Source organism: Rahnella sp. ChDrAdgB13, assembly GCF_017655185.1.
Classification (GTDB): Bacteria; Pseudomonadota; Gammaproteobacteria; order Enterobacterales; family Enterobacteriaceae; genus Rahnella; species Rahnella contaminans.
Window position 1 is genome coordinate 1 of the sequence record NZ_JAEMGT010000055.1, and the last position, 12,902, is coordinate 12,902.

Here is a 12,902-nt window from a genome sequence, read left to right on the forward strand (position 1 = left end):
CACGCCTTTGCCATCGGGCAGAATTTCAGCGATGGCATACGGATTCAAACCGGATTCGACCCGCGCCACATCGAGTGCCGTCGACGGGTGAACGCTGGCGGCGCACTGCATGGCCGCCGCCAGAAATACGGTGGTGGAAAGCATGATGGCCTCGGAACGGTGAACCGGGCAACGCGTACCGCCATCAGACGGCACAGGGCCGGAAAAAGGGAGAAGGGCGGTTAAACGGGCTGAGTATCCTGTGTCGCATCGCCGTCATCCCTGGGCTCAAGGAGCACTAACTTGCCGGAAACGGCAATGCCGGGTGTCAGTACCACGTTCAGGCCGGGTTTACCGTGATGGGCAAAAGCCACGCCGACTTTCGTCCACCAGGTATTTTTTTCACCCTGTGGGTCGGGCTGACTTTCCTGGGTGACAAATACGTGATAAATGGGTCTTCGCATGAGGCCTCCTCTAATAAAAACAACGATGAGTTAAATAAATGTCACATCCCAATTCTGCATTCCGGTTTCAACGGGTCAGAGAGAACATTCAGCGGCACCCTGAATTGTGGTTTCGTGACAGCCCGAACCTTATTTTTAAAGAGCAATGCTCGTCCCGAACGAATAAACGTCCATAAGATCAGTTATTGAATTACGACGCATTTAGAATGCAATATTAAAAAATTCTTCGATATAATAAATTCAAAAAACAACAAAGAGAGTTAATAAAATTAAAGATGGATTTATCTGGCGGGATTAAACCATCTGTTGATGGAGGTAATAAAATAAATCAACGGATTCTTGACTGATAGGGGAATATAAAAACGCGCGGGGAAGAGAAACTCCCCCGCGCGTAACCGGCATAATGATTAGCGTCTGCGACGTTCAAGAATGGACTGGCAATCCGTACATGTCGTCACCCCGGGCAGTGTCTGCCGCCTTTTCTCTGGAATAGGTTTCCCACAGAATTGACAGTGAAGTAATGAAGGCGTTACAGCGGGTTTGAAACGGCTTTGTTCAATCATATCTTCCAGCCGCTGTTCATTAAACTCCTGATCGCGGTCGATCTCATCCGGCATGAGACGTCTCCCTATCAGATGCTTCACGTTCGAAAAGCTTGATACGGTTCCAAACGACAGTGAGCGAGGGGTTATCGGGCTGGGCGGACAATTTCTCAGTGACCTGTATCATCGCCTCCAGTGCCTCGGTTGATTCTAGATTAGCTACCCTGCATTTTTGCCATTGCACCCAGATCCGGGCATCGGTCCATTCATCCGGGATGGGTGTCCGGCCATGAGGGATGGTGATATCCAGCAACCTACGACGCAGGCTGACCTCATTGGATGTGAGACCAAAATAGTGAGTTAGCAACGCAATCGACCCACCCAGCTGAATGGCGTGGTTGATACGGTGTTGCTGCAGAACCTCCTCACGGGACTTCGCCAGAAGCAGGCGTAATGCGTCGTGATGAACCGTCACAGCCAAAAATGGCGCAGACTCACGACTAATGATAAACAGCTCGTCTAGTGACAATTGGTTGAGGGCATTCATTTCGTCGAAAGTGAATCCGAGTAATTCACAGCGACGGATGTTGCCATCCTTCAATGCGTGCAGAGCATCGGTTAATACGGCGTAATTCAGTGATGGGATAGTCATGGTGTTTTCTCCCTTCAGCCTATTGAGCGGCGGACTAATTTAATATTGATCCATTCGTCAATTTCCGATTCGAGCCAGGCCACACTGGCCGGGCCAATCTTTATTGAACGGGGAAAGGTACCGTCCTTCATATACAGATAGATTTGAGAACGCTTCAGGCCTGTTTTTACTTCAACCTGTTTAAGTCGTAATAACTGATGAGATGTCATAACTTCCTCCAGTACAAAAATAAAAAAAATTCTGGAGGCTACAAAAAAGCACGAGGAAAGCTGGAAGGTAAAGCTGATGAACCCGTATTAAGGATTTGATGATCCGTAATTCGGGTTTTTAGGTCAGATCATGAAATATCATTTTTGTTTGGAAGCAGGTGTATAAAGGGGAGATCCGCGTTCCAGTGCGGTTTTAAGTGTATCTCCGCTCAGTCTATCGGTTATGCCATCGGCTGATGCCCATTGTTCAAAGATTGAGAGGAGTTTATATGGTTGTTTTACTAAAGGACTAATAGTCTCATTATGCCTACAGGCAAGCCAGAGCAAGCGAGATAGTGGTGTTGATATCCGTGTAGAAGATGATGGCGGTATTTTATTTTTAACAATGAGATTAAGTAATTTATTGAACTCCTCATTACGGATAACAAAAAAAGCATCTTTTGGTAAAATATAAATAGGGAAAATTTTTTTCGAACTTTGTTCATCCACGTCTACATAAGGATCATGTTCAGAAAATATTGGTGTAATATCTTTTGGAAGTCGTTCTATTTGTTGCTTAATTCTGTCGTGCAATGTTATCTTTTCAAAAATTTGGAATATATCTCCTTTATAACAAACTGAAATGCCATAGTTATTATCATGTGCCCCCTTTATGGGTAAGGGTAATTTGAGGGACTGTGCAAGCAATTTCTGAATAATAACATATTCATAGCCAAGTAAGGGAGTGTCAATAACTCGCTCCTTAGATCTGATATATTCATGTTCAGTGCTAACTTTAAAGCGCTCATTATTTATAAAGCTTACGCTATCCAAATTGCAAAGACGATGAATGAGTGAGCCAGTTAGGGGAGTTAGTTTTACTTTGTAATTAGTGGTTTTTACCTTGCGGAGTATAACCGGTGATTGGAAATATATGGATATAAAAACATTCCCATAAAGAACGTTACGTAAAATATCACTACAACTGATTTTCATATCGAAATGATCAGAAGCTATTTCTACAGCCTCTTGAATAGTCACCCATTCTTGCGTCTTTTGCATGAATCTTACCGGGTTGTTATTTTCTGGCATTATATTTCTCCTTTCATCTAACCACGACTCTTGGGCAGCAAGCCACATTGAATAAACCAGGGAAGGATAGATGTGTGTAGAGGAATAATTACCCTTGAAATATTATGCAAATCATTAAGAACAGATAAATCATGAGCCTTTTAAACTGAGTGAGGTATTTGTAAATTGGATGGTTTATTATTGATATTCTTTTGAACTGTTATTGTTGGGACAAACTCCACACAAGAAATTGAAAAAATAATCATGGCTTCTGAAAAGGCAATAAAAAATAATTAATGGATGATATAGTACATAATCAGTTTCTATGGACACTGGATACTATGAATTTCGTAATTTATCCATGATTACACCATCAATCAGAGATAAACATTCCTTATATCCTTTTACATTTAATTTGCTATAAATATTTTTTAAATGCGTTTTTACAGTATTAGTCGATACGAATAATTTTTTTGGCAGCGAAGATAACTTTTCACCACGAAATAATTCGTATAAAATTTGTATTTCCTTAGGTGTCAATCCGAACTCATTGTTTAATATCAGGTATCCAAAAAAACGGGTTTTGTCAGTTTTATATTTAGATAAACTTTCTTTTTCTAATAGAGCTGAAATGTATCTTGATATTAAATCAATGACTAGGTTACAGTGTGATATATCTTCTTCAAATTTTATATATATGGAAATTGCACCTACGATGTCATCATTTACAATAATTGGCGTTCCAATTTCAGTCCATTGTTTTAAAAAATTGATTTGATGTTGGTCAGGTCTGGATATATTTATATTTTTACTTATTAGTGAGCGAGCAAGAGCGTTTTCTCCTATTGAATCGATAGTCATTTTAGTGCCTAATTTGAAGCCGCATTCAAAAAAATGTTGCATGATAGGGGTGTCACTAATTATATTAATTATTGCTCCTGTCTCGTCACTTAAAATAATGAATTTATCTTCTACCAAAATGTTGTCAAGAACATGAATTAAGAATGATTTCGTACTTTGAATTAGATGATTGTTTCTTTTAAGAGTGTTCTGAGTTTCCATATCCGAAAGCTGCAGCTTGGGCCTGTCATCAGAAACTTCTAGAGATGAATAACCATTCTTTAACTGTATGTAATTCATTATATACCTAACATTGTTCAATATATTTCCTTTACATTAATACCATTAAGCCTTTAAAAGCAAGGGTGAAAAAAAATGTCAACTTAAATGCAATAAATTCAATAAGTTACAATAAATATTTCTATATGCTAATAAATTATATAAGGGTCACAAATAATTATTATGGAGGATGAAAGTACTTTTCCCGAGAGAATGAATTTTCAATGTCCGCATTCATATAGATCCTCAAAGCTCTTTACCACCAACACCATCTTTGGCCCAGGCTTCTATTCTATTATCGATAAGTTCATCATTACTTCCTAACTCTAGGTTTTGAAATTCAGAGCTTTCAGGTAGTTTTAATGATATTGTGTGCTTGGATGAAAACTCAGCAGTTCCTGACGAAATATTGCAATCCAAAACATGTCCGCAAATCATTTTATCATTACTTATATAATGAATGTGCAATCCTCCTGCTCCTGCATTAATGCATTTGCAAAATTCAGGAAGCCAGAAAGCCAGTAGTGTACCTGATGTTGAATAATGGCGGCTATTAACTGATCGATTAACAATGTCAGCTGTGATTACAGGGTATGGTCTTGAAAACTTAGGAAATGAAGAAGTTTTCACAAAATCGAAATTACCTTTAATTTTAACTAAATTGATGATATTTGTTGAATTGAAATTATCTTTAATTTTATTGCGCAGTTCCTTAATGCCCATTGCATTATTTATCTGTAAGTTACCATCTAGTGTAAAGTGTGATATAAAACTAATAGCTACATGTTCATCAATAAAATCAAGTGTCGGGGATATTATTTCCCCATCCAAGATCATTATATTATGCTGCATTCCTGCCGTAGCGCCAAATCCAAAATCACCGTAATTCAATAAGTCTTTGACTTTGAAATTGGTTTCTAACAAACCGCTGCACAATGTTTGGCTTGTGGATATTTGAGTGTAACTATCAATTTCATTTGAATTAAGCATGTTGCCTCCAATTTTCTTATGAGTTAGCTAAAGAAGAAATTATTTTATCAAGTTGTTCTTTTACTCCATCTAGATTACTTTTATGAAAATCATCATTATCAGGAAGTTGAATGTTTAACGTGTTTTTATATTGATATTCGACTGTGATGCCAGAAAAACAAAAATCAACAATATGTCCTCCAAGCTTATGTTCACTATCAAAGAAATGAAAATGTAAACTAGGGCCACATAAATCTACTAGTGGTAAAGGTGTATAAAATCCGATCATGCTCCCTTCTATATTATTAATTGTATTAATTATCTTGTTACCAGAGATTACATCAATTGTTGGATAAGGTTTCACCTGTTTTGGATAAGACATTAATTTCACCCATTTATAAGTTGCCTTTACTCTAATTGCATATATGTAATTTAAAGAAGGTAGTTTTCCCATCAAGATTTTTTTAAAAGTTGGATAAGTAATTTCTTCATCAATAGTGAATTTTCTGTCAGCAATATATTTCGTTACAGTCATCTTTGGAGTTTTAAAATGTGGTTCAGGAGTTTGAATGTCGCCGTCAGAATTTGCGTGATAAAAAATACCATTAGAAAGAGTTAGCTCGCCCTCTAAGCTTTCTATTGCACCAATTCCAAAATCGCCATACTTTTTAATTTGTGCTAAATCTAAAACACCATCCAGCAGGCCAACAAAAGTTGCTCCATAGATGGATAATTGAAATACTTCTCTATTCATTGTTATCTCCATTCATTGAAATAAATCTAATCTTTATTATTAAAAAAAGAAAAAGAGAAATGAGGAAGTAAAAAATGTAATTAAAGAAAAGTGAGCTTGCCGTCAGTAATATGGTGGCGGAGCCTACAGACGATATTACCGAAACTATGACTCCTGTTAGCGTACCGAAAATTGAACTTGCAGTGCCGGCTCTTGATGGGAAAATTTTCATTGAGTTAGCTAAAGTATTTGGGACAATAAATCCTATGAAAAAGAAAATAAGGAAGAGACCGCTAATGATGATTTTTAAAGAAGAGACAGAATATTGTGACCATAATGAAAATGTAATGCTGATTGCAACACATGCACTAAGCCCTAACATCAAAATGTCACCATTTTTATGTGTGTCAACTAGTTTTTTATTTGTTAATGAGCCCAAAAAATATGCAAACCCGAGCAATAGAGCATAGTGCCCATATTGGATAGGAGTAATTAAGTACTTTTTTTGTAATAAAAATGGTCCCACAACATTAAAAAGTACAATAACCCCATACCCGACACCACCTATAAAACAATAAATCAGGAAGCGAGTATCTAAAGCTACTGTTTTTATATTGTCAGTGTTGAATGATTCACCTATTTTTTTTAAATTATTATTGGTCTCAGGGAATCTATTGAAAGATACAAAGGCCAGAACGAGACCATAAACAGCAAAGAAAAGGAAATTAGCTTGCCAGTTAAAATAATTTTGTAAATATCCGCCAATATTAGGGCCTATTATTGGGCCGAGTGACCAACATAGCCCAAAGTAATTCGTAAATTTAAATAAATCTTTTCCAGAAAAGACATCAACAATCATAGCGCGCGCAACAACAGCAAGTCCGGCAATACTTAATCCTTGAATAAATCGCCAAAAATTTAACCAGTAAATTGATGGAGATAAAAAAATGCAAAGTAAACTTGATAAGACAAAAACTATGCTGCAAATTTTAAGAATTAATCGTCTCCCTAAAGAATCGGAAATTATACCTAAAAAAAACTGACCGATCCCATAGCCAAACATATATGTTGCAATAGATAGTTGTACCGCAGTTTTCGGTGAGTTAAATGAGTTCGCTATTGCAGGTAATGAGGGAACATATAAATCAATTCCTAATCCCATTAAAAATGGAATTGCAAATATAAGTGTTTTTATTTGGTACATTGTCACAGATGAATATTGATCTTTCATAAGCTCCATTTCTAACTCCGGGTTATATGATTCAACTTAGGCTTGCTTTTTGAAGTAATCTATTCCTTTTTCAAAAGCAAGAATATTTTCTTGGATCCTATTTTGTGGAATGATTGTCTTTATAGTCTCTTTTGCAGACTCTAAATCATAATCTAGCAAGCATAATAATATAGACAATAAGGAAAAATTAAGATTCACGTAACTTATGTTTTCACTCTCTAGAATATTTTTATAAAAAATTGTTTTTTTTATTTTTTTGGTGGCACATACATCATTCACGGTGTAAGGGGTATCACGTTCCAAGCCAGCATTGACGCTAGGCGAAGTTAACTTGTAATCGCTCGCAACTAAGTATCCATCAGTTGATAAATAATGTATGTTTCTCAGTACTTCTGTTTGTTCAAGGCCGACTAGATAATCAACCTGACCTACGGGTATTAAAGGTGATAAGATTTTTTCTTTAGAGAACCGAAGATGAGAAGAAACACTTCCTCCTCTTTGCCCTAATCCCATGACATCGAAGCATTTAACTTCATACCCTTCAATAAATAGTATTTTATGAGTTAGTTTAGCAAGCGAGATAATACCTTGGCCACCAATACCACAAAATATTATATTTAGTTTATTGAATTGCTTCATAATTTATTGCCCCATTTTTACAGTTTGTTTGACATAATTTACATCCCACGCACAGACCAGAGTCAATATGTATCTTCTCTTCTCCATTATCTTTTAATATTTCCAGTGCGGGACAACTGATTTGAAGACAAGCTTTGCATTTCAAACAGGCTTCGTTATCTATTGTACACTGTCCTTTTACTTCTGGTTTAAACTTAACTAGGCATTCTTTTTTGACGATAATTACCCCGTTCCCATCTCTATTGAGTGAGGAAATTACGTCTTTTTCAAAATCATCAATTTTATAAGGATCGACTTCTATTACATCTTGAATGCCTAAAGCATGACAAGTCTCTTTTATATCGAGTGACGATGAATATTCAGGTCTGGAGGATGGGACATCCTGGCCACCAGTCATTGCGATACATTGATTATCGACGATGATTACTTTTGTATTACTCTTATTGAAAGTAAGATTTATTAAACCATTTATACCTGTAGCCCAAAAACCTCCATCCCCTATAACGGCTATATAGTTCTCTTTATCATCATTAGCGCAATTGAAACCGTGCGCTATTCCGATAGAACTTCCCATATGTTTAGCATTAGTGAATGCATTGATGTGTGGAAAAATACCTAACCCGCCACAAGTTACATCTGTGGTTGCCTTAATGTGATATTTTTTCAGTATATAATATACAAACAGATGAGAGCAGCCAGCACAATTCATTGGCAGCCTAAATGGAATGTCTTGCAATGGTTGTGCAACGATATCATTCACTAGGAATTTGCTTTTTATTATTTCCGGGGTGAAGAATGTGAAATCTGGGAATTTTTTGAGATCAACGTCTTTAGCGATGTTAATGCCCATGGATCTTATTTCTTTTTCGATGACAGATTGCCCATCTTCAATTACATATAATTTATCCACATAGGTGGATATTTTTTTTATCAATCCTATGGGTAGGGGGTGTATAGCGCCAAGTTTAAGTATGGAGGCATCAGGTAACGTTTCTTTCAAGTAGAGGTATGATGCGCCAGATGTTATAAAACCAATTTTTTTATCTTTTAACTCAAGAGGGTTGATGTTGCTATTATTTGATAAATTGTCTCTCAATCTATCCATCGAATGAACAAAATCATTATTGAATCTTGTAACTTTCGGATTATCACTGTTTTTCATTCCCATGATAGTTGTAGTGGTTAATACGGCATAGCAGCTACTTATAAATTTCAAGTTTTTGCTCGCTGAATATTGATAGTTTTCATCTATATTTACAAGCGAACTAGTTTTACACGTAACAGTAGTAAGTCTGATTATCACAGGGAGACTGTATAATTCACTTAATTTAAATGCAAGTTTTGTCAATTTTAGTGCATCTAAACTATCACTTGGTTCCAATATCGGGACGCCGGCACTTCTACCGTAATAACGGCAATCATTATAATCATCGGTTATTCTTCCGACATCGTCAGCAACTACAATAACAAGGCCCCCGTTTATCTGTGATTGTGCTGCTGAGATCAAGGCATCGTGAGCTACGTTTAAACCAACGGTCTTCATTACCGCTAAACTTCTAGCACCAGAAAATGATGCCCCCATTGCGACTTCTAATGCTACCTTCTCATTTACAGACCATTCGCAATAAATATCTTTATAATCCCTCATAATATCATCGATGATTGATGTTGATGGCGTACCAGGATAACCAGTAGCGACCTTAACACCTGACTCAAACGCGCCTCTTGCTACAGCATCATTTGCAGTAAATATTTTATTCATATTAGCCTCGATATTTTATTAAATTATTTATAATAGATTACAATTGCTCCCCAAATAAACCCAAGGCCAGCACTAACCAATACCACATTACTTCCTTTATTAATTAAACCTTTTGATTCTGCTAAAAATAATGACAAAATGGGATCAAATTGCTCCATGTGGCCAAAGTTTGACAGGTATAATGATTTTGAATTTTCCAAGTTTATTCTTTTTAATATTTCTTCATGTGCTGACCTTTTGATATGCAAAATTGCAAGATAGTCAATATCACTCGGAGTCATATTGGATTTTTTCAATGCATTTTTTATTACAGTTTCAAAGTTATTTATTGATGTCATATTCAACGTGTTTTTGAATTTCTCAGAATCATTCATGAGAAATCTTATTTGCATGTCACTATTGCCATGTGTTTTTTTTGTTTCTCGCGTTGCATAGCACATATTAGATAGAGAACCATCACATTTGAAACTATCCCCTAATATGGTGTTGCTACAATTTTCATTGCTAATTAAAACTGACGCTGCCCCAGAACTTAAATCTAATAGAAAGTGTGTGTTTGGGTTGTTTGTATCTAAATAATCTATGTCTCTACATCCTCCAACAAGAAGAATGTTGCTGTACTCTTGGTGCGAATCTAATAATGATTTTGCAATGGATATCCCTGCCAGCATTGATCCACATAAAGCGGTCATATCAAATGCCCAGGCATTATCAGCACCTAGATCCGAAGCTAAACTAATCGCCGTAACCCACATAAACTTCTCGGTATTCTGGCTCCCGACCCAAATTATTACATCCAAGTCTGTAGCGGTTATTTCGGATTTTTTCAAAGCATCTTCAGCCGCTTTAATTCCCATAAAATAACTTGTTTCATGACTGCGAGCTCTTCGCTTTTTACTAATTCCATATTTATTTATCAATATGCTTTCAGGAATCCCAGTTTCTTTAGATATTTGGGATGATGTTATTGTTTGAGGGGGTATATATAGCCCGATACTTGTAATTCCACAGCTCATGATTATTAACTCCTTAATGGTTTTCAATAATATCTGCTACATATAATAACCCCCATTAATGTTGAAATTTGCTCCCGTGATGTAGGTAGAATCCTCTTGTATCAGTAGGCGTACAACTTCGGCTATTTCAGTAGGTTTTAGGAGTCTTTTAATTGGTATTTCTTTTAAAATATTTCCCAGAGTGGTCGTTGGTATTTTCCCCAATACCATATCGGTCTCAGTATATCCTGGGGATACAACATTTACTGTGATTCCGCTGCTTGCGAGTTCTAATGCTAATGCTTTGGTAAAGCCTACAACTCCAGCTTTAGCCGCGCAATAATTAGTTTGACCAAACTGTCCTTTTTCCGCATTAACCGACGAAATGTTAACTATTCTTCCATATTTACTCTCTATCATCTTACTTACAATTGGTTGAGTGATGTTAAATAGGCTAACTAAATTGGTTGTTAATACAATTGACCAGTCTTCAATGGACATTTTTTTAAATGTTCTATCCCTTGTAATGCCTGCATTATTAATCAATACATCTATAGAGCCATATTCATTGATTATTTGTGAAATGAGGCTATTACATGAGGCATAGTCATTTATATCACATGGGAAATATATTAAATCATCATATCCTTCTGCATGAGAATCGTTTATCCATTTTTCACCCAATGATTTATTTTTTGATATAACAATAACTTTCAGTCCTTCATTATGTAGCATTTTAGCTATAGAAGAGCCGATGCCTCGGGTTCCTCCAGTAACTAAAGCTATTTTTCCTTTCATGTCCACCTCGATTAATATACGATTTAACTATTAATATTTTCGACAATCATTGCGATTCCCATCCCTCCACCAATACATAATGTTGCTAATCCATAATGAGATTTTCTTCTTATCATCTCGAAAATTAATGTCGTAAGGATCCTTGCACCGGAAGCACCAATTGGATGGCCTAATGCTATTGAACCGCCATTGACATTTACTTTCTCAACGTCCCACCCTAATTTTCTGTTTATACAAATCACCTGTGCTGCAAAAGCTTCATTGACTTCTATTAAATCTAAATCTTCTATTTTTAGATTTGCTTTTTTAAGCACTTTTAGAGATGCTTCTATTGGCCCAGTCCCCATTAAACTAGGTTCAACCCCTACTTCTGCCCAGGCAATGATTCTAACCATAGGATTCAACATTAATTCACTGGCTTTTTTTTCAGACATTAAAATTACTGCTGATGCCCCATTGTTTATACCAGTCGAATTTCCTGCTGTGACGGTGCCATTTTTATCAAATGCTGGTTTTAAAGAATGAAGTTTTTCTAGTGTCGTATTTGGCCTTGGAAACTCATCTTTATCAAAAACTGTATCTGTAGCATTATTTTCCAAAAATAATGGAACAATTTCATTAATAAATTTCCCTTCATCAACAGCTTTTCGACATTTTTGTTGGGAACCATAAGAAAACTCGTCTTGTTCATCTCTTGTTATATGAAAGTGATTTGCTATATTTTCGGCGGTTACACCCATATGACATTTACTATATGCATCACTTAATCCATCGTTAATAAGTGTGTCAATTAGTTTTAAGTCGCCAATTCTTTTCCCTGTACGAGAACCTGACAGAATTCTAGCGGCCATATCCATATTTTCTTGACCACCGGCGATGACAATATCGGCATTGCCGCATTTAATATCATCGTATGCTAACGCTATTGCTTTTAAACCTGAACCACATACTTCATTAATGGTATAGGCACAGGTTTCAATAGGTAGTCCAGCTTTCAATGCTGCCTGTCGGGCGGGGTTTTGTCCAAGTCCTGCGGTGAGGACATTCCCCATAACAACTTCTTGAATAATTTCTTTAGATATTTTGGCTCTATCAACTAGCCCCTTTATTACTTCTGCCCCTAAGTCAATTGCTGGAAAGTTTGATAGACTTCCCCCAAAAGAACCAATAGCAGTTCTTGCCGCTGATACAATAACAACATCGTTAGCCATACAGTCTCCAATAATTTATTATTTCATTTGTTTTACTCCATTGAAAATTTGACTTCATCACTCCTTAACATTTTTTGGGGTGATTTTTCTCACCCGTTTAAGTTAATGATTTGTGATAAATGATTTTTTTCCATTAACATCTGCAACATGTAACTTTGTTCTTTGTTTTATTAGCAGAACCAAGTCCCTCAAACAAAAAAGGAAATTACCAGAGTAGGCCTCTGTCTATTGCTTAAAGTAACCTGCTTGTTATGCGGTAGTGATGTACTGAAATGTGGGAGGTTCAACCACAGTTTTGCGGGCTAATTTGTTTTAGCAATGTGAGAAGTTCTGTTTAAGACATGATGCTAGCTAATATAAAAAGCAGAACACTAAACGACCTGTTCTGCTTTTATTGTATTCGTCAATTACTGATATTCCTAATTAGGATATTTATCTTTTCTGCACCCGGTTCCATACATAAGGAGGCAGAAAAGCATCCCTGCATGCATCCAGATAATCCGACCACCATTGCATCATCGCTTTACGGGCATCGAGATATTCTGCTTT

Annotated in this window: 14 protein-coding genes and 1 pseudogene; all 15 read right to left on the bottom strand. The window is 36.5% G+C overall.

The window, feature by feature from the left end; all coding sequences use genetic code 11:
* A pseudogene (locus J8X26_RS15345) lies at nucleotides 1-144 on the bottom strand (transglycosylase SLT domain-containing protein); the annotation flags it as partial.
* A gap of 77 nt (nucleotides 145-221) precedes the next feature.
* The gene (locus tag J8X26_RS15350; RefSeq protein WP_208951318.1) at nucleotides 222-443 is read right to left on the bottom strand and encodes a hypothetical protein; all 222 of its coding nucleotides are present in this window, start codon (nucleotides 441-443) and stop codon (nucleotides 222-224) included.
* Between the two features lie 407 nt (nucleotides 444-850).
* Nucleotides 851-1,060, bottom strand: a complete 210-nt coding sequence (locus tag J8X26_RS15355) for a TraR/DksA family transcriptional regulator (RefSeq protein WP_050944182.1) — start codon at nucleotides 1,058-1,060, stop codon at nucleotides 851-853.
* Nucleotides 1,050-1,637, bottom strand: a complete 588-nt coding sequence (locus tag J8X26_RS15360) for a DUF2857 domain-containing protein (RefSeq protein ID WP_053011602.1) — start codon at nucleotides 1,635-1,637, stop codon at nucleotides 1,050-1,052. Before J8X26_RS15360 ends, J8X26_RS15355 begins: the two co-directional genes overlap by 11 nt.
* 14 nt (nucleotides 1,638-1,651) lie before the next feature.
* Nucleotides 1,652-1,846, bottom strand: coding sequence for an AlpA family transcriptional regulator (locus tag J8X26_RS15365; protein ID WP_208951319.1), 195 nt, complete (start codon nucleotides 1,844-1,846; stop codon nucleotides 1,652-1,654).
* Between the two features lie 138 nt (nucleotides 1,847-1,984).
* A complete protein-coding gene (locus J8X26_RS15370; protein WP_208951320.1) occupies nucleotides 1,985-2,917 on the bottom strand; it encodes a hypothetical protein in 933 nt (310 codons plus the stop codon).
* A 318-nt stretch (nucleotides 2,918-3,235) separates the two neighbouring features.
* Entirely contained in the window at nucleotides 3,236-4,036 is an 801-nt protein-coding gene (locus J8X26_RS15375; protein ID WP_208951321.1) for a LuxR C-terminal-related transcriptional regulator, read from the bottom strand.
* Nucleotides 4,037-4,261: 225 nt separating this feature from the next.
* Nucleotides 4,262-5,005, bottom strand: coding sequence for an acetolactate decarboxylase (locus J8X26_RS15380; protein WP_208951322.1), 744 nt, complete (start codon nucleotides 5,003-5,005; stop codon nucleotides 4,262-4,264).
* Between the two features lie 16 nt (nucleotides 5,006-5,021).
* A complete protein-coding gene (locus J8X26_RS15385) occupies nucleotides 5,022-5,738 on the bottom strand; it encodes an acetolactate decarboxylase (RefSeq protein ID WP_050917467.1) in 717 nt (238 codons plus the stop codon).
* The gene (locus J8X26_RS15390) at nucleotides 5,731-6,957 is read right to left on the bottom strand and encodes a multidrug effflux MFS transporter (RefSeq protein WP_208951323.1); all 1,227 of its coding nucleotides are present in this window, start codon (nucleotides 6,955-6,957) and stop codon (nucleotides 5,731-5,733) included. The genes J8X26_RS15385 and J8X26_RS15390 overlap by 8 nt, the downstream gene beginning before the upstream one ends.
* A gap of 27 nt (nucleotides 6,958-6,984) precedes the next feature.
* Complete coding sequence (locus J8X26_RS15395; protein ID WP_208951324.1) at nucleotides 6,985-7,587, bottom strand: 2-oxoacid:acceptor oxidoreductase family protein; 603 nt, start codon at nucleotides 7,585-7,587, stop codon at nucleotides 6,985-6,987.
* Nucleotides 7,571-9,349 (bottom strand): indolepyruvate ferredoxin oxidoreductase subunit alpha, encoded by a 1,779-nt coding sequence (locus J8X26_RS15400; protein WP_208951325.1) that lies wholly within the window; start codon nucleotides 9,347-9,349, stop codon nucleotides 7,571-7,573. The genes J8X26_RS15395 and J8X26_RS15400 overlap by 17 nt, the downstream gene beginning before the upstream one ends.
* A gap of 23 nt (nucleotides 9,350-9,372) precedes the next feature.
* Nucleotides 9,373-10,365 carry a 3-oxoacyl-ACP synthase gene (locus J8X26_RS15405; protein ID WP_208951326.1) on the bottom strand — a complete coding sequence of 331 codons (993 nt, stop codon included), beginning with the start codon at nucleotides 10,363-10,365 and terminating at the stop codon, nucleotides 9,373-9,375.
* 36 nt (nucleotides 10,366-10,401) lie between these two features.
* On the bottom strand, nucleotides 10,402-11,142 hold the full coding sequence (gene phbB / locus J8X26_RS15410; protein ID WP_050917462.1) for an acetoacetyl-CoA reductase: 741 nt from the start codon (nucleotides 11,140-11,142) through the stop codon (nucleotides 10,402-10,404).
* A 23-nt stretch (nucleotides 11,143-11,165) separates the two neighbouring features.
* On the bottom strand, nucleotides 11,166-12,353 hold the full coding sequence (locus tag J8X26_RS15415) for an acetyl-CoA C-acetyltransferase (protein ID WP_208951327.1): 1,188 nt from the start codon (nucleotides 12,351-12,353) through the stop codon (nucleotides 11,166-11,168).
* Between the last annotated feature and the right edge of the window lie 549 nt (nucleotides 12,354-12,902).